Source organism: Streptococcus sp. sy004 (genome assembly GCF_007859205.1).
Lineage (GTDB): Bacteria > Bacillota > Bacilli > Lactobacillales > Streptococcaceae > Streptococcus.
Genome location: NZ_VOHP01000001.1, coordinates 189734 through 207606 on the forward strand (window position 1 = coordinate 189734; position 17873 = coordinate 207606).

General features: G+C 38.0%; 17 protein-coding genes, 4 tRNA genes and 1 other RNA gene. 19 read left to right on the forward strand and 3 right to left on the reverse strand.

What is annotated here, in order from left to right:
- Window positions 1-42 precede the first annotated feature (42 nt).
- From FRX54_RS01050 to FRX54_RS01090, 9 genes are all read left to right on the forward strand, one after another.
- Complete coding sequence (locus tag FRX54_RS01050; RefSeq protein WP_146460081.1) at window positions 43-486, forward strand: flavodoxin; 444 nt, start codon at window positions 43-45, stop codon at window positions 484-486.
- Window positions 487-544: 58 nt separating this feature from the next.
- Window positions 545-724, forward strand: a complete 180-nt coding sequence (locus FRX54_RS01055) for a hypothetical protein (RefSeq protein WP_146460083.1) — start codon at window positions 545-547, stop codon at window positions 722-724.
- Window positions 721-912: a hypothetical protein gene (locus FRX54_RS01060; RefSeq protein WP_146460085.1), complete on the forward strand. Its 192-nt coding sequence runs from the start codon at window positions 721-723 to the stop codon at window positions 910-912. Before FRX54_RS01055 ends, FRX54_RS01060 begins: the two co-directional genes overlap by 4 nt.
- Complete coding sequence (locus FRX54_RS01065) at window positions 912-1241, forward strand: CrcB family protein (RefSeq protein ID WP_186652399.1); 330 nt, start codon at window positions 912-914, stop codon at window positions 1239-1241. The genes FRX54_RS01060 and FRX54_RS01065 overlap by 1 nt, the downstream gene beginning before the upstream one ends.
- Window positions 1242-1363: 122 nt before the next feature.
- Complete coding sequence (gene rplS, locus FRX54_RS01070) at window positions 1364-1711, forward strand: 50S ribosomal protein L19 (protein WP_146460089.1); 348 nt, start codon at window positions 1364-1366, stop codon at window positions 1709-1711.
- Window positions 1712-1761: 50 nt separating this feature from the next.
- Window positions 1762-1833, forward strand: a tRNA-Arg gene (locus FRX54_RS01075).
- 133 nt (window positions 1834-1966) lie between these two features.
- Entirely contained in the window at window positions 1967-3178 is a 1212-nt protein-coding gene (locus tag FRX54_RS01080; RefSeq protein WP_146460091.1) for an FtsW/RodA/SpoVE family cell cycle protein, read from the forward strand.
- A gap of 104 nt (window positions 3179-3282) precedes the next feature.
- Window positions 3283-3936 carry a uracil-DNA glycosylase gene (locus FRX54_RS01085; RefSeq protein ID WP_146460093.1) on the forward strand — a complete coding sequence of 218 codons (654 nt, stop codon included), beginning with the start codon at window positions 3283-3285 and terminating at the stop codon, window positions 3934-3936.
- An 86-nt stretch (window positions 3937-4022) separates the two neighbouring features.
- Window positions 4023-6335, forward strand: a complete 2313-nt coding sequence (locus FRX54_RS01090; RefSeq protein WP_146460094.1) for a 5'-nucleotidase C-terminal domain-containing protein — start codon at window positions 4023-4025, stop codon at window positions 6333-6335.
- A 73-nt stretch (window positions 6336-6408) separates the two neighbouring features.
- Here FRX54_RS01090 and plsY read toward each other — a convergent pair whose 3' ends face one another.
- Entirely contained in the window at window positions 6409-7050 is a 642-nt protein-coding gene (plsY, locus tag FRX54_RS01095; RefSeq protein ID WP_146460096.1) for a glycerol-3-phosphate 1-O-acyltransferase PlsY, read from the reverse strand.
- Between the two features lie 101 nt (window positions 7051-7151).
- Between plsY and parE the strand changes: the two genes are divergently transcribed.
- The 8 genes from parE (at window position 7152) to rpsA (ending at window position 15939) form a co-directional block, all read left to right on the forward strand.
- Complete coding sequence (parE, locus tag FRX54_RS01100; protein WP_146460098.1) at window positions 7152-9095, forward strand: DNA topoisomerase IV subunit B; 1944 nt, start codon at window positions 7152-7154, stop codon at window positions 9093-9095.
- Between the two features lie 38 nt (window positions 9096-9133).
- Window positions 9134-10315 (forward strand): hypothetical protein, encoded by a 1182-nt coding sequence (locus FRX54_RS01105; RefSeq protein WP_146460100.1) that lies wholly within the window; start codon window positions 9134-9136, stop codon window positions 10313-10315.
- 33 nt (window positions 10316-10348) lie between these two features.
- Window positions 10349-11494 (forward strand): hypothetical protein, encoded by a 1146-nt coding sequence (locus FRX54_RS01110; RefSeq protein WP_146460102.1) that lies wholly within the window; start codon window positions 10349-10351, stop codon window positions 11492-11494.
- Between the two features lie 14 nt (window positions 11495-11508).
- Window positions 11509-13923, forward strand: a complete 2415-nt coding sequence (gene parC / locus FRX54_RS01115) for a DNA topoisomerase IV subunit A (RefSeq protein WP_146460104.1) — start codon at window positions 11509-11511, stop codon at window positions 13921-13923.
- Between the two features lie 216 nt (window positions 13924-14139).
- Window positions 14140-14370: a DUF2969 domain-containing protein gene (locus FRX54_RS01120; RefSeq protein WP_146460106.1), complete on the forward strand. Its 231-nt coding sequence runs from the start codon at window positions 14140-14142 to the stop codon at window positions 14368-14370.
- 59 nt (window positions 14371-14429) lie between these two features.
- Window positions 14430-14510 (forward strand) — tRNA-Tyr (locus FRX54_RS01125).
- 25 nt (window positions 14511-14535) lie between these two features.
- Window positions 14536-14607 (forward strand) — tRNA-Gln (locus tag FRX54_RS01130).
- Window positions 14608-14730: 123 nt separating this feature from the next.
- Window positions 14731-15939 (forward strand): 30S ribosomal protein S1, encoded by a 1209-nt coding sequence (gene rpsA, locus FRX54_RS01135; protein WP_146460109.1) that lies wholly within the window; start codon window positions 14731-14733, stop codon window positions 15937-15939.
- A gap of 65 nt (window positions 15940-16004) precedes the next feature.
- Here rpsA and FRX54_RS01140 read toward each other — a convergent pair whose 3' ends face one another.
- The gene (locus FRX54_RS01140; protein WP_146460111.1) at window positions 16005-16598 is read right to left on the reverse strand and encodes a TVP38/TMEM64 family protein; all 594 of its coding nucleotides are present in this window, start codon (window positions 16596-16598) and stop codon (window positions 16005-16007) included.
- 74 nt (window positions 16599-16672) lie between these two features.
- Here FRX54_RS01140 and ssrA point away from each other — a divergent pair.
- Together ssrA and FRX54_RS01150 are read left to right on the forward strand one after the other, a co-directional pair.
- Window positions 16673-17019, forward strand: a transfer-messenger RNA (tmRNA) gene (ssrA, locus tag FRX54_RS01145).
- 26 nt (window positions 17020-17045) lie between these two features.
- Window positions 17046-17681 carry a DUF3862 domain-containing protein gene (locus FRX54_RS01150; protein ID WP_146460113.1) on the forward strand — a complete coding sequence of 212 codons (636 nt, stop codon included), beginning with the start codon at window positions 17046-17048 and terminating at the stop codon, window positions 17679-17681.
- A gap of 49 nt (window positions 17682-17730) precedes the next feature.
- Here the strand turns inward: FRX54_RS01150 and FRX54_RS01155 are convergent.
- Window positions 17731-17802: transfer RNA gene (locus FRX54_RS01155), tRNA-Arg, on the reverse strand.
- Window positions 17803-17873 lie beyond the last annotated feature (71 nt).

Sequence of the window (17873 nt, forward strand, 5' to 3'; positions counted from 1 at the left end):
GGAAATATGATATAATAAATAACATATTTTTAGGAGGATAAAATGGCTTTAGCTAAAATAGTGTATGCTAGCATGACTGGCAATACAGAAGAAATTGCAGATATTGTTGCTGATAAGTTAAAAGACTTGGGACATGTTGTTGATATTGATGAATGCACAGCAGTTGATGCGAGTGATTTTGAAGATGCAGACATCATGGTAGTGGCAAGTTATACTTATGGCGACGGGGAATTACCTGATGAAATCGTTGATTTTTACGAAGATTTGCAAGAACTTGATTTGACAGGGAAAATTTATGGCGTCGTTGGGTCAGGAGATACCTTCTATGATGAATTTTGTAAAGCTGTCGATGATTTTGAAGAAGCTTTTGCTCAAACGGGGGCAACCAAAGGAGCTGATTCAGTCAAGGTAGATTTGGCTGCCGAAGATACAGATATTGAAAAACTAGAAAACTTTGCTCAGCTTTTGTCTGAACAGTTGGCATAAGAGAAATCAAAAGTAATCTGGCTCAAAGGAGTGAGGTTACTTTTTACTTAGATTAAACATGAAACATACTAAACAATTATTACTGGCAATCTTTACTTTAGCAGCTTTAGCAAGTTTACTCCGCTATTTTTTGAATCAGTGGCTGGTATCTGATTGGACTAACTTGTTAATTAACATTTTTGGTGTCTTTTTTCTAGTAGTGAGTTTGGAAGGTTATTTCTTAGCCAAAAAGATATGATTAAAGCCTTACAAATTGGTTTTTTTGGTGGTTTAACCACCATGGCAAGTCCCTTTTTAGTCATTTATGATCAATTTCAACAAGATCAATACGGACAGATGATTTTAATTTGGACAGTGCATATTTTCGGTGGCTTACTAGCTTGTTATTTAGGTCGCTATGTCGTTAGAAAATGGTGGGAAGATTGATGTTACTTGTAGGCATTGCTGTCTTTGCAGGACTTGGGGCGATGGGGCGTTATTATTTGTCTGGTCTTAATCAAAAAGTTAATTTGCCACTTGGTACCCTTTTGGCGAATTTACTAGCGACTTTTGTTTTAGCTTATGCCAGTAAGCAGTTGTCATCTGCCAGTTACTTACCCATGTTAACAGTTGGCTTGGTTGGTGGTTTAGGGACCTATTCAAGTGTTCAGGTAGAATTATCGAATAGATCAGACCATCACAAGCAAGTGATCACTTATTTTTTGTTGACTTATCTAGGGGGATTACTGATGATTTTTTTAGGATTTTCCCTGTAAAATTCTTGACAAATGAAGTAATAGTTTGATAGAATAATCAGCGTATGTAATGGACATACAAAAAACGGCTAATCCGCTGGGACAAGCACCTAATGATTAGCAAGAGAAGGAGAATAAATTAAATGAATCCATTAATTCAAAGTTTGACAGAAGGTCAACTTCGTTCAGATATCCCATCATTCCGTCCTGGTGACACTGTTCGTGTTCACGCTAAGGTTGTTGAGGGAAGCCGTGAGCGTATCCAGCTTTTCGAAGGTGTAGTTATCTCACGTAAAGGTCAAGGTATCTCAGAAATGTACACTGTCCGCAAGATTTCAAGCGGTATCGGTGTTGAGCGTACTTTCCCACTTCACACACCACGTGTTGATAAGATTGAAGTCGTACGTTACGGTAAAGTACGTCGTGCTAAACTTTACTACCTACGCGCATTGCAAGGTAAAGCGGCACGTATCAAAGAAATTCGTCGTTAATCAGAGTTTCTTCCTAATAAAATCTGCTCTTGTGGCAGATTTTTTACTTAGTCCTCTTAGTTAAATGGAGATAACAACTCCCTCCTAAGGAGTCGTTGCAGGTTCGATTCCTGCAGGGGACATGATAGAAGTTGAAAATAAAAAATAGCTTAAATCAATCATTGAAAAATAGCATGGCATGATTTAATCTATTTTTTATTGTTTTTTGACGAGTTTACTATTCTATTGTTTTAAACTATTGAGATATGAGGACTTATTGTGAGAAAAAAACCTTCGCTGGATAGTCGTATTGACTATTCCTTGTTATTGCCCGTCTTTTGTTTGTTGTTAATTGGGCTGTTATCCGTTTATGTAGCAACGAATACAGATTATCCTCAAATGGTTTGGTTCATACTGGGGCAACAATTGATTTGGGTTCTTTTAGGCTGTGTCATTGGTTTTATTGTGATGTTTTTTAGTACCAGTTTCCTCTGGAAAGGAACACCTTGGTTTTATCTCTTGGGTCTGGGCCTTATGGTTTTACCTTTGATTTTTTTCAGTCCTCGTTTGGTTGAAGCTACCGGAGCTAAAAACTGGGTTAGCATCGGATCGATCACGCTTTTTCAACCGTCGGAGTTCATGAAGATTGCCTACATTTTGGCCCTCTCTCGATTGACTGTATGGTTCAATCAAAAACGCTCCAAAGAAAATATTAAGGAAGACATGGTTTTATTAGGTTATTATACCTTATTAACTTTGCCAGTCTTAGTCCTATTAGGGTTTCAAAAGGATTTTGGGACGGCTATTGTTTTTCTTGCTATCTTACTTGGCTTAACGGTTTTATCAGGGATTTCTTGGAAAATTCTTGGTGCCATCTTTGGTTTCTTGTTTGCCTTTGTGGCTCTCTTTCTCACGGTCTTTTCTTTTGAAGCTGGGCGTGAGTGGCTCTATCGTTTGGGAATAAGCACCTACCAAATTAACCGTATTTCTGCCTGGCTTAACCCCTTTGATTATGCTCAAGATATTGCTTATCAACAAACGCAAGGCATGATTGCGATTGGTACAGGTGGCTTAACTGGTAAGGGATTTAATGTGCTTGACTTAGCTGTTCCAGTTCGTGAAAGTGATATGATTTTTACAGTGATTGCTGAGAATTTCGGTTTTGTTGGCTCGGTATTTGTTTTGGGACTATATCTCTTGTTGATTTATCGGATGATTCGAATCACTTTTTTATGCAATAATGTCTTTTATACCTATATTGCCACAGGTTTTATCATGATGATTCTCTTTCATATTTTTGAAAATATCGGGGCCAGTCTAGGTATTCTACCTTTAACAGGGATTCCTCTGCCATTTATTTCACAAGGAGGAAGTTCCATGATTAGTAATTTAATTGGTGTTGGCCTTGTCTTATCCATGTCTTATCAAAATCAATTATTGACGGAAAAAGAAATTGCCAAGCGATTCCGTCGTTCTAACAAGTATTAGGCTTGGCTATCAATAATAACATCAGTTTATTTGGTGGAAGTTTGCTTTTTTATTTAAAAATAGCTATACTTTCATCAAATAAACTTATTTTTTTGGAGAAAAAAATGCAACATTCAAGCTGGCATGACTTAATCAAGGCAGAGTTGCCGATTGGTTACTATCAAAAAATCAATTACTTTATGGATAAGGTTTATCAAGAAGGAATCGTCTATCCCCCTAGGGATAAGGTCTTTCATGCCATTCAAGTCACTGCTTATGAAGAGGTTAAGGTGGTGATTTTAGGTCAAGATCCTTATCATGGTCCAAATCAAGCACAGGGGCTGTCTTTTTCCGTGCCAGATAGTCTGTCTGCCCCTCCTTCTTTGCAAAATATCCTCAAAGAATTGGCTGATGATTTAGGGCAACGCAACAGTCATGACTTAACCAGTTGGGCTAAGCAAGGCGTTTTGCTCCTCAATGCCTGTTTAACTGTGCCTCAACATCAAGCCAATGGTCATGCGAATCAGGTCTGGGAACCGTTCACTGACGCCATTATCAAGGTCATCAATCAAAAAAAAAGCCCAGTCGTTTTTATTCTTTGGGGGGCTTATGCTAGACGAAAGAAAAATCTAATCAGTAATCCCAAACATCTAGTGTTAGAATCAGCTCACCCAAGTCCTTTATCAGCCTATCGCGGTTTTTTTGGCTCACGTCCTTTTTCTAAGACCAACGATTTTTTAAACCAACAGAACCTATCAACAATTGATTGGTTAAAATAAAGGTAAAACGATTTGTTTTTAATTGACAAGCTATGTTTGTTTTTGGTATGATGAAAGCGTATTAAGATTTATAAGAGGTGATTGTGATGGATAAAAAGCGAATGATTCCCTTGTTGTCAACGTTAGTTCTTTCCGCTGCCTTGGTTGCTAATAAAACCTACGCAGAAGAAGTGGCTCCTGTGATGCCAGAAGAACCAGTAGCCAGTGCGGCAACGGAACAAGTGGTAGCAGAAGAAAGTCAAGTAACAGAGAGTTCAAACCAAACATCTGAAATTGAAACAGAAATGACAAGTTCAGATTCTGAAGAAAGTTCTCAAGAAGTAGCTGATACGACAGAGCCTGTGTCAGAATCTCCTGAGATGATGACAACTAGTCTGGATGAAACGGCTCAAGAAGAAATGATGGCAACAACAACCACGTCAGAACCAACACAAGATGTGACCATTCTTCATACCAATGATATGCATGGTAACATGGAAGAAGGTCGTGGTGTGCTTGGTATGGCTAAGCTAGCAGCCGTGGTTGAAGAGTACCGTGAACAAGGGCCAACTCTACTTTTAGATGGTGGTGATGCCCTACAAGGAATGCCAATCACAAATAGCACGCAAGGTGAAGAAATGGCTGCTCTGATGAATCAGATTGGCTATGATGCGATGACTGTCGGAAACCATGAGTTTGATTTTGGTTTAGATCAGTTGAAACGTTTCAAAGAACTATTGACCTTCCCAATCATTAGTGCCAATATCTATGTAGATGGTGTTCGTCTGATGCAACCTTATACCATTGTCGATAAGGACGAAACCGTTGCTGGTGATGAATTTGTCGTGATCGGTCTAACCACACCAGAAGCAACGACTAAGACGCACCCACGTAATATTCCAGGTGTCACATTCACAGAACCGATTGCCGAAGTAGAAAAAGTCATTGCGGAAGTAGAGGCTCGTGCTCAGGCTGAGGGTAAAGAATATAAAAATTATGTTGTTCTTTCACACTTGGGAATTGATCAAACAACCCTAGAACAATGGCAAGGCGGTAAGTTGGCAGAAGCCTTCTCACAAAGTAAATTGCTAGAAGGCAAGCGTTTAATTGTTGTTGATGGGCATTCTCATACATTGGCAACGGCTAATTATGGTGACAATGTTGTCTATGGACAAACAGGAAATTACCTCAATAATATTGGGAAAATCACGATTTCACCAGATAAGATGACAGCAACGTCTTTGTCTTATAATGATTTGAAAGACACAGTGCCTCATGTCGCCGTGGCAGACAAAGTGGCACAAGTCAAAGCTGATTTTGAAAAACTAAATTCAGAAGTTATTGTCGCGAATAACCCAGTTGAGCTAGATGCTGATCGTATGAATGTTCGTGTTCGTGAAACCAACATCGGTAACTTGATTACAGATGCCATGCTCGAATATGGTCAAACAGGTTTTAGCAATAAAACTAACCTAGCCGTTATGAATGGTGGTGGTATTCGTAAGACCTTGGAAAAAGATAAGCCAATTACCAAGGGTGGGGTCATCGCAGTTCTACCATTTGGTAACTTCATTTCTCAAATTGAAATGACAGGTCAAGAAATTGAAGCTATGTTTATCAAGTCATTGGGTTCTGTTTTACAAACCAATGCTGAGACCAAAGAACCTGTCCTAGATGAAAATGGTCAACCACTCTTGGAGCCAAATGGTGGCTTCCTACATGTTTCTGGTGCTTTGGTTTATTATGATACCACTCAAGAGGCAGTGAAACGCATTCTTGCTATTTCGATCTATAATCCTGAAACAGATGAGTATGAGCCGTTAGAAATGACGAAGCGTTATTACCTAGCGACTAATGATTTCTTGGCTGCCGGTGGTGATGGCTATACCATGTTGGGTGGTTCTCGTGAAGAAGGGCCATCTCTAGATACTGTTTTTGCAGACTATCTTTCAACCTATGCAGATGTCATCGACTGGTCAGCTTATGAAGCCATCAATCCAAACGAACGATTGGTGTCAATTTCAACGGATGATTTTATGGCATTGTTAGAAGAAGCTGAAGAGGTAGAAACAGTCGAAGTAGAAACTAACAAAGCTCAAGCACCAGTATCAGAACAAGTGCCAGACGTTAAAGTTGAACAAGAAAAAGCAATTACTTCTGCTCCAGTAGTAACAGAACAACCAACAAGTTTAAGTCAAATGACAACAAGCTCAACAAGTCCTGTTGCCAATTCATCAATGACTCCAAAATCAATGGTTGTCACAAAAGTAGCTAGCCCAGTTGCTAAACCATCACAGGAACATAAAACAGATAAGATGCTGCCGATGACAGCAAGTCCAAGCTCTTTGATTAGTGTGGTTACGGGCTTTGGTCTAATGCTCTTTGGTCTATTAGGAGTACGCACAAAAAAAGAAGATTAACTTTAAAAAACTAGACGGTATCGTCTAGTTTTTTTAGTTGCAAAAAAAACCACTAGCAATACTAGTGATCTGTTTATGATTTTGGTTTTTGTTTGGTTAGGTTTAAGCCAAAAGGAACAAGGTTTTCTTGTTTTGTTGCAATGCGTTTCATATTATCCTTGTGACGAAGTAGAATGACAACAGACATTAAAATAATCACTAAGGAAAAAATTAAATCATAACTTGATAAAATGGCACCAAAGATGGGAAAAATTAGTATACCAAGTATGCCAGCGATAGCAACAGTGATACTGGCATAAGAAATCATACTGGTTAGATAAAGAGTGGATAGAAAAACAAGCAAAAGATAAAGGAAAAATTGAGGGGCAAACCCTAAGATAACGCCTGCACTAGTAGCGACAGCCTTTCCCCCCTTGAATTGAGCAAAGATAGGAAAAGTGTGGCCTAACACAGCAAAAAAGCCAATGATAATAGGAGATAACCAACTTCCCCCCAACCAGACAGGAATCAGTGTTGCCAAGGTTCCTTTTAGGAGATCAACAAGAAGGGTCACCGTCCCAGCTTTTTTACCTAAAATCCGAAAGGTATTGGTTGTTCCAGTGTTACCACTGCCAAACTCACGCAAGTTTTTGCCATAAATTTTCTGACCAATCCAAAGTCCTGTTGGAATGGAGCCAAGTAAATAGGCAATTAAAAGATAAATCAAGGTATTCATAGGTTTATTATACCATAGTACTCCTAAAAACTGTAAAATTCCTTTGCAAAAATAGCTAAAAACCTGTAAGATAAGAAAGTATGAAAAAAGTGGAGGTCAGCATGGCTAAGCAAAGCATAACAATGACAACGTATAATGATGAGGCGATTCAAGTCCTAGAAGGCTTGGACGCTGTTCGTAAGCGTCCAGGAATGTATATCGGCTCAACAGACGGAGCAGGTTTGCATCACTTGGTTTGGGAGATTGTCGATAACGCTGTCGATGAGGCCTTATCAGGTTTTGGTCAAGAAATTACAGTCACACTCCATGCAGATGGTTCGCTGAGTGTAGCAGACCAAGGGCGAGGCATGCCAGTTGGTCTTCATGCTCGTGGTATTCCCACGGTCGAAGTCATCTTTACAGTGCTTCATGCAGGTGGTAAGTTCGGTCAAGGCGGTTATAAGACTTCAGGAGGTCTGCATGGTGTAGGGTCATCTGTAGTGAATGCCTTGTCTTCTTGGCTAGAAGTTGAAATCAGCCGTGACGGAGCGATTTATCGCCAACGTTTTGAACACGGTGGCAAACCCGTGACAACCTTGGAAAAAATCGGTACATGTGCCAAGTCTAAGACAGGAACGACTGTACGTTTTCTACCAGATGCGAGTATCTTTTCCACAATAACCTTTAAGTTCAATACTATTGCCGAGCGTTTGAAAGAATCTGCCTTTCTCCTAAAAAATGTCACCATGATTCTGACAGATGAAACAACTGGTCAGACAGAACGTTTCCACTATGAAAAAGGCGTTGAAGATTTCGTGACCTATCTCAATGAAGATAAGGAAACCATGACCCCTGTCATTTCGATTGAGGGGGAGCAGTCGGAGTTTCAAGTGGCTTTGGCGCTTCAATACAATGATGGTTTTTCTGATAATATCCTATCTTTTGTTAATAATGTCCGCACCAAAGACGGTGGTACTCATGAGACAGGCTTTAAGACAGCCATTACCAAGGTCATGAACGACTATGCTAGAAAAACAGGTCTGCTGAAAGAAAAAGATAAGAATTTAGAAGGGTCTGATTATCGTGAGGGTCTATCTGCTGTCCTGTCTATCTTAGTGCCAGAAGAACACTTGCAATTTGAAGGGCAAACTAAAGATAAGCTGGGTAGTCCCTTGGCTCGTCCTGTGGTTGAAGGTATCGTGACAGATAAGTTGACTTTCTTTCTTATGGAAAATGGCGAGCTAGCTGCTAACTTGATTCGCAAGGCGATTAAGGCACGCGATGCTCGTGAAGCGGCTCGTAAGGCGCGTGATGATAGCCGTAATGGCAAGAAAAACAAGAAAGACAAGGGGCTATTGTCAGGAAAGCTAACCCCAGCCCAATCTAAAAATCCCCAAAAGAATGAACTTTATCTGGTCGAGGGAGATTCAGCCGGTGGTTCAGCCAAGCAAGGACGTGATCGGAAGTTTCAAGCCATTCTCCCCTTGCGTGGTAAGGTGCTTAACACTGAAAAAGCCAAGATGGCTGACATTCTCAAAAATGAAGAAATCAACACCATGATTTACACCATTGGTGCCGGTGTCGGAGCAGATTTTTCTCTGGTTGATTGTAACTATGACAAGGTCATCATCATGACGGATGCGGATACAGACGGTGCTCACATCCAGACCCTTCTTCTGACCTTTTTTTATCGCTACATGCGTCCCTTGGTCGAAGCAGGGCGTGTCTATATCGCTCTTCCTCCACTTTATAAGATGAGTAAAGGTAAAGGAAAGACCCAACAAATCGCCTACGCTTGGACCGATGGTGAGTTGGCAGAGTTGCGTCAAGCCTTTGGCAAGGGTGCCATTCTCCAACGCTATAAAGGACTGGGCGAGATGAATGCAGATCAGCTTTGGGAAACCACCATGAACCCAGAAACCAGAACCCTAATCCGAGTGACCATTGAAGACTTAGCTCGTGCTGAACGCCGAGTATCTGTCCTTATGGGCGACAAACCAGCCCCCCGCCGTCAATGGATTGAAGACAATGTCAAGTTCACCTTGGAAGAAGCGACGGTGTTTTAGTATTGTTTTAAATTTTATATGAAAGAGAAGATAATTGTATGATTGGGTCGGATTTAACATCATATATTTTTGGAAAAGTAGCTGATAGCTTATTGATAGTTTTGATAAAGAAAATAGGTTTACAAGAGAACCAAAATGAAGATAATCTTATAAAGAGTATTGAAGACTTTAAAAATTATTTAAAGAGTCGTCATAAAGAAAATCCAAATTTTGAAATGATAGAAAATTTTTGGAAGAAATATAAAGTTGTAGAAGAAATTATAAAAATAAGATATGATCTGAATAGTCAATACCAAACTTATAAGCAGTATAAAAAGTATCTGGAAGATGAGATTATTAGGAATGATAACATCGATAGTGATTTTTGTTTAGAATTACTTGATGAATTAAATAATGATATTAAATTAAGTGTTCGAAATATTTCGAATTTACCGCAGGCGGATCTTTCTGTTTATAAGTCATTGCAAGAAGCAATGATGGACGAAATAAGTGAAACGAGCAAAAACATCAATACTTTGCTACAAGAGTTAAATCAATTAGCTATTTTTCTAAAACAAGAGGGATTTAAAGAGGAAGAAGTTATACCTGCTATTACTAAGTATCAGATGAAAAATTTAAAAATTATTTCACCTTCTTCATCAAGCCTTACGTTTACCATTAATAATTCTTATCGTAACAATTATCATTTATTCCCTAGTATTGAATTTGAGGGAGACTTTGGTTATGATCCAACACTGTATCTTATTTACTCAAAAGATGATACTCCTCTGAGGTTTTCTAGTTCTGAAAGTTTAATTCAATCAGACAATATACAGATATTGAAGCTTAATAAAGAGTTGAACGTTGATAGTAAATATATTTATCGAATTTCAGAACAAATCAGTTATTTTTCTAATAAAAAGTCGGAGTACGATATAAGGCCATTTATTATAGTTGTTTTAGGAGAAGAGGCCATGGGAATTGCTACTTTAATTGTTATTAACAAGTCATTCAAAATACCAGATTCTAACATTATTAGAATTCCATATATGGGAACTAATTATTTTATCCCTCAAGTTCGTAAATTTAATTGGCCTAAGAAAAAAGATTTATTACGTAGTGTAAGAGAACCGCAGACAGGTAAAGTATTTTTATTAGAGAAAGAAATCGTGGATGATATTTTAGCCATAATATCATATTTTAAGGAAGATCTAAAAAAAGAAATTAAGGATGCTTTATAATGTTTTTAAATATATATGGAGGGATAAATATATATGTTTAATGCAACAATAATATTTTTTATTTTATTAATAGTATATATAACCTTAAGGATAGGAAAATATAAGTTAAAAAAAATGGGAAATTCTCCAATTAATACTCTCATTGATAGAATTTATAATGAGTGGTATAACGAATATTATTGGTTGAATGATAAACAACTAGATGCTGAACAAATCAAAAATATTATTCAAAAATTAGGACAAAAATTATTAGAAAAAAAGATTACAAGATCTGATTTAGAAAAATATTTTGAAATATTAGAGCAAAGTAAAAAATCTAAAGATAAATATTTTAATATATTTATTTCTATTCTAAATGTTTCAATATTTACAACAATGTTGTCAAATATATTAAAATGGTTTTATGAAGGAATAAAAAAGAATAATGAAATCATACAAATTTATACGAAATTAGTAGGAATAATAGTTGTTGCTATAGTGATAATAGCTATTGTATGTTTCTATATAGAGATTATGAGTTTTTTTAATAAAAGATCACAGAAAGTAGCTCAAAAATATTGGGTTATAGAAATGTTAATATTAAATTTTTCTATGTATTCGTATACAAAGCATGATGTTGAGGTTCCCTCAATTCCTAAGTCAAAAATAGATAATTATTTTAATAGCAATCTTCACATGATAGTATTTGTATTAGATATCATTGATAAGCTATTATCTAAATTTGGAAAAATTTCTCAATGTATAAAAAAATTCATAAAAAAGATAGGGGATTTTATAATAAAAATTTCTTTTGAACGTATAATTTTTATGCTATTTATTTTATGTATTTGTAAGTTTCCAGAGTGGAAAATACTCATTATGCCTACGTTTGGTTTACTCAATTTAACTTTATATTTAAGTACATTCTTAAACTTATCTAAAAAAATAAAAATAGATAATAAATTTATAATAAAGTATACCTGTAGTAATTTTTTCTATGATGTTATAATTTTCTTAACGATAATAATAGTGTATGCTTACATATCTAATGCAATTAGAATCCTGTTTCCGTATTGCATAATATTAATTATTTGTGAATTTTTGTTATTTAAATACTGGGAACAATACATGAAAACAGACATGTCTAAGTATTTAAAAAATGAAATAAAAAGAATTTGTGAAGAAACAGATAATAATTAGAAATAGAGGGGTTCATGACCAACATTCAAAACATGTCTTTAGAAGACATCATGGGAGAGCGTTTTGGGCGTTACTCCAAGTACATTATTCAAGATCGGGCCTTGCCTGATATTCGTGATGGACTAAAACCTGTTCAGCGTCGGATTCTTTATTCGATGAATAAAGATGGCAATACCTTTGACAAGGGCTACCGCAAGTCAGCCAAGTCAGTGGGAAATGTCATGGGGAATTTCCATCCTCATGGCGACTCGTCTATCTATGACGCCATGGTTCGTATGAGCCAAGACTGGAAAAATCGTGAGATTCTAGTAGAAATGCACGGTAACAATGGTTCCATGGATGGCGATCCGCCAGCAGCCATGCGTTACACGGAGGCAAGGCTGTCAGAAATGGCAGGTTATCTCTTGGAAGATATTGACAAAAAGACGGTGCCTTTTGCTTGGAATTTCGATGATACTGAAAAAGAACCGACAGTCTTACCAGCGGCCTTTCCCAACCTTTTGGTTAATGGGGCAACAGGTATCTCGGCAGGTTATGCGACAGACATCCCTCCCCATAATCTGGGCGAAGTTATCGATGCTGTCATTCATCTAATTGATCATCCTAAAGCTAGCCTAGACAAGCTGATGACTTTACTGCCTGGACCAGATTTTCCAACTGGTGGGATTATTCAAGGGACAGAAGACTTGAAAAAAGCCTATGAAACAGGTAAAGGTCGCTTGGTGCTAAGAAGTCTGACCAGTATTGAAAAACTCAAGGCAGGTAAGGAACAGATTGTGGTAACAGAGTTGCCTTATGAAGTCAATAAGGCGAGTTTGGTTAAGAAGATTGATGAAGTGCGTCTGAATAACAAGGTGCCAGGTATCTTGGAAGTTCGTGATGAGTCTGATCGCACTGGTCTTAGATTGGCTATTGAGTTGAAAAAGGACGCAGATAGTCAGACGATTCTTAACTACCTTTTCAAGTACACCGACCTACAGGTCAATTACAACTTTAACATGGTAGCGATTGACCATTACACGCCGCGACAAGTTGGCTTACATAAGATTTTGTCAGCCTATATTGCTCATCGTAAAGAGATTATTTTAGCCCGTTCTCAGTTTGATAAGGAAAAGGCAGAAAAGCGTCTCCATATCGTTGAAGGCTTAATTCGTGTGATTTCGATTTTGGATGACGTCATTGCGCTCATTCGTGCAAGTGAAAATAAGGCAGATGCCAAAGAAAATCTCAAGATCAGCTACGCCTTTACAGAAGAACAGGCAGAAGCCATTGTCACGCTTCAACTCTATCGTTTGACTAATACAGATATTGTGACCTTACAGGAAGAAAGTCAGGCCCTAAAAGAGCAGATTCAGTATTTGTCAGCTATTATCAGCGATGAAGTTACCCTTTATCAAGTCATGAAAAAAGAACTGCGTCAGGTGAAAAAGACCTTTGCCAATCCTAGACGGACAGTGTTGAAAGAGCAGGCAGAAACGATTGAGATTGATAGCAGCAGCTTGATTGTGGCTGAGGATACCTATGTCAGCGTGACTAAAGCAGGTTATATTAAACGCACGAGTCCACGCTCCTTTGCTGCCTCAACGGTGGCAGAGGTCGGCAAGCGTGAAGATGATCATTTGATTTTCCTTAGCCAAGCCAAAACAACACAACATCTCTATCTTTTTACTAATCTTGGTAATGTCATTTATCGCCCAGTGCATGAATTAACGGACAGCCGTTGGAAAGATATTGGCGAACACCTATCGCAAACCATTAGCAATTTTGCAGCAGAAGAAGAGATTATTGCAGTGGACTTGCTAGATCAAGTAGCAGAAGGTGCCTTGTATTTGACGGCAACTAAGGCAGGTCAGATTAAACGCTTTGAACAAAAAGACTTGAGTCCTTGGCGAACTTACAAATCTAAATCGTTGACTTTTATGAAATTAAAAGACGCAAGCGACCGTGTGCTTAGCCTAGCCCCAATTCAATTAGAGGAAATTTTACTCTTTACCTGGATGGGCTATGGCTTACGCTTTGAAGCCAGTGAAGTACCAATCTTGGGCTTAAAAGCAGCGGGCGTTAAGGGAGTGAATCTTAAAGATGACGATCATGTTCAAGCTGTCTTTCCAGTCCAATCCACTGCTTTTTATCTCTTAACCCAACGTGGTAGTGTGAAGAAAGTTGCTGTGGAGCAATTAGCTGTAACAGGTCGAGCTAAGCGTGGCTTACAAGTGTTGCGTGAGCTGAAAAGCAAGCCTCATCGTGTCTATATGGCAGGAAATGTTGGAGCAAGTCCACAAGAACTAATCATTCATACCCAATCAAATCAAATTTATCAAGTAGATGTAGCAGCACTTTCCTTATCTGATCGTACTAGCAATGGAAGTTTTATTGCAGATAGTATGGCGAGTGATGAAGTCGTAAAGGCTTACTTAGACTTAAACTAGGAGAAGATGATGAAATTAGTAAAATTGGTATCAGTCTGTTTACTTATTGCCATTGTTCTCTTCTTGTGTTTGCGTTACTTGCCAGGACTGGAAAATCAACTTCATCAACTAACAGGTTGGTATTGATAACAGTTGATACTGACGAGAAAAGCAAGTTCGTTCTTGTCAGTAGCGGTTATTTTGTGTAAAATAGGATGAGAAACGAAAGGGGCAAGCATGAGTAAAAAAGATAAAAAAATTGAGGTTCAAGTCCTTGATGCCAAATTGGATGTTAATGGTCAAAACGTAGCAGGTTATCAAGTGGTTATTGGTAAAAAGACCATTGGCGAGCTGGTTGAACTAGATAAACAATTTGCCGTCTTAAAAAATGGAGCAGTCGATAGTCTTTATAAGACCTTTGATCAAGGGATTGGGCATATTATCGAACTTTATAACTTAAATCATTAAAAAATCTGAAAAAGGGCTTGTATAAAAACAAAAGCTATGTTATAATAGATTTTGTTTTAGGAGAGATAGCGAAGAGGCTAAACGCGGCGGACTGTAAATCCGCTCCTTCGGGTTCGGGGGTTCGAATCCCTCTCTCTCCATTTTCAGGATAAAATCTGAAAGTATTGGGGTATCGCCAAGCGGTAAGGCAAGGGACTTTGACTCCCTCATGCGTTGGTTCGAATCCAGCTACCCCAGTTGAGGTATTAGGATTTCCTAAGACCGTCAGCGATAAAGTTTATTGTCCTTACGGGTTGCCTTGAAAAAATATAGTGTTATCAAAAGCTAGCTTTGCTAGCTTTTGTTGGAGGATTTTTTAGAATGAATGAATTTGAAGATTTGCTAAATAGTGTTAGCGAAGTTAACCCAGGTGACGTTGTCACTGCGGAAGTTTTAACAGTTGATAACGGTCAAGCAAACCTTGTTATTGAAGGAACAGGTGTTGAAGGTGTCTTAACTCTTCGTGAGTTGACAAACGAGCGTGATGCAGACATCAACGATTTTGTTAAAGCTGGCGAAACACTAGAAGTGCTTGTTCTTCGTCAAGTTGTAGGTAAAGATACAGATACAGTAACTTTCCTAGTTTCTAAAAAACGTTTAGAAGCTCGTAAAGCTTGGGACAAACTTGTTGGACGTGAAGAAGAAGTTGTTACTGTTAAAGGTACTCGTGCCGTTAAAGGTGGCCTTTCAGTTGAATTTGAAGGACTTCGTGGTTTCATTCCAGCATCTATGCTTGATACACGTTTCGTTCGCAATACTGAGCGTTTCGTTGGTCAAGAATTTGACGCAAAAATTAAAGAAGTTAATGCAGCAGAAAACCGTTTCATTTTGTCACGTCGTGAAGTTGTAGAAGAAACAACAGCAGCAGCTCGTCAAGAAGTCTTTTCTAAGATTGAAGTTGGTTCAGTTGTTACTGGTAAAGTCGCTCGTTTGACTAGCTTTGGTGCTTTCATCGATCTTGGTGGTGTTGATGGCTTGGTTCACGTGACAGAATTGTCACATGAGCGTAACGTTTCACCAAAATCAGTGGTTACTGTTGGTGAAGATGTTGACGTTAAAGTGCTTGCTATTGATGAAGAAGAAGGTCGTGTATCACTTTCTCTTAAAGCAACAACTCCTGGACCATGGGATGGCGTAGAGCAAAAGTTAGCTGCAGGTGATGTTGTTGAAGGAACTGTTAAACGTTTGACTGACTTTGGTGCTTTTGTTGAAGTATTGCCAGGTATTGATGGTTTAGTACATATCTCGCAAATTTCACACAAACGTGTTGAAAATCCAAAAGATGCTCTTTCAGTAGGTCAAGCTGTAACTGTTAAAGTTCTTGAAGTGAACGCTGCTGATGAGCGTGTATCATTGTCAATCAAAGCACTTGAAGAGCGTCCAGCACAAGAAAAAACTGAAGGTGACAACGGTGAGAAACGTCAATCTCGTCCACGTCGTCCACGCCGTCAAGAAAAACGTGATTACGAATTGCCAGAAACACAAACTGGTTTCTCAATGGCAGACTTGTTTGGCGATATCGAATTGTAATAAAGAAAAAGCTTGAATTATTCAAGCTTTTTTTGTTGGAAATAAAAAACACCAGCTAACTGGTGCTATAAGCCAAGAAGATATTGAATGAAAGATCCACCATAGATCCACAAATAACTATATCCGATAATCGATAAGGGCTTAGTGAGTAAGAGAATCATAATAAATCGTTTAAGTGACATTTTGCTTAGACCTGTTACCATAACCAAGATATCGGCAGGTGAAATAGGTGATGCCATACAAAAGATGAAAAAACGTTCATAGGTTTTGGTTTCTAACTTGGTTTCATATTTACTTAAATCCTTGTCTTTGACAAAAAGATGGATAAAGGGTTTACCGTAGCGTCTAACTAAGAGAAAAAGAATGACACTGCCAATCATAATCCCAATATAATTCGTGATAAACCCTAACCACGGTCCAAAGATGAGATAGCCAGCCACAGTTGTGACACCACCTGGTAGAATAGGAATAACAATTTGGATAATCTGAATGAGAATAAAAATTACAGGAGCCATGACCTGATATTGCTGAACCCATGTTTTGAAAGCATTCTGGTCATTTAAAATTCCTTTTTGAAATAACCAGATAACTAGGGCAACAGAAGCAATTAACGTCAAAAAACCAAGTACCTGAAATACTTTTTGCCAAAATCTATACATGCTTTTATCATACCAAAAATAGTATTTTTTTGCTATCTTTTAATGTTTTTGATATACTAGTTAAGTAATGTTTTGGGGTCGTTACGGATTCGACAGGCATTATGAGGCATATTTTGCAACTCGAGTGACGGCGTAACCGTTCAGTTAAATATAACTGCAAAAAATAACACTTCTTACGCTTTAGCTGCTTAAAAACCAGCGGGCGTGACCGCTATGAAATGGCTTGTGTTTCATTAGAGGTCTTATTTTAACAAGCTACGTTTGGTTAGGGTCTAACTAACCAAAAAGAGATGATTAGACTCGCAAAAGATAGGCTTGAGCCTTGTGTCAATTTTTTGTTAAATGAAGACAAGGCCTATGGTTGTAGACAAATATGTTGGCAGGTGTTTGGACGTGGGTTCGACTCCCACCGGCTCCATAAAATTTTATTAAAGATAGAGGATAGATATGACAAAAAAAGTGATGAGTTTAGCAGGTCTTGCTCTGTCAGTCATGTTATTAGCGGCTTGTTCAAGTAATCAAACTCAAAAAGTCACAACCAAGGAATCATTACAGGTTGAACAATCTTGGTTGACTGAGCCAAGCACGTCTAATCATGAAGATGTCAGAATGAAGTTTGAGCAGATTAAACTTGGTGAGGAAGCTAATGACTTTAAGGGTGGGTCGAATTTAGACGAATTGATAGCACTATTTGGTCAACCGAGCAAACATGAGACCAAAGAAGCTGGGGAAAATGTGACAGTTGATGTTTATACTTGGAATTTTGATCAAGTTGAGCTTTCTGTACAACAGTTTGAAAATAGTGCCATTTCACGCTCTATTTCTAACTTTAATTTTGTCAGAGAAGAACGTGTTACATTTGATGACTATAAATCCTTAACAGAAGGTATGAGCTTTGATCAGGCTGTTGAAAAATTGGGTCGTCCAGACGTTATGGCTCAAGTGGTGTCAACTGGTAAATCCAGTATTCAGGCTATTTGGTCTAGTGGACTGAAAAAAGGTGGCAATGCTAGTGCTGCTAATATCGAATTGATTTTTGAGCAAAATGGCTTGGTCAAAAAGACTCAAAATGGTTTAGGATAAAAAATAAAGTTAGCTCAATAGCTAACTTTATTTTATTATGGAAAACGTATCCATCCTGAGAGAATCGAACTCCCATTTCAAGAACCGGAATCTTGCGTGATATCCATTACACTAAGGATGGCTGTCTTTTATTATATCATAAAATTAAGGGATAAGGAGATTTCTCTTGATAAAAGATGAAAAAAATTATAA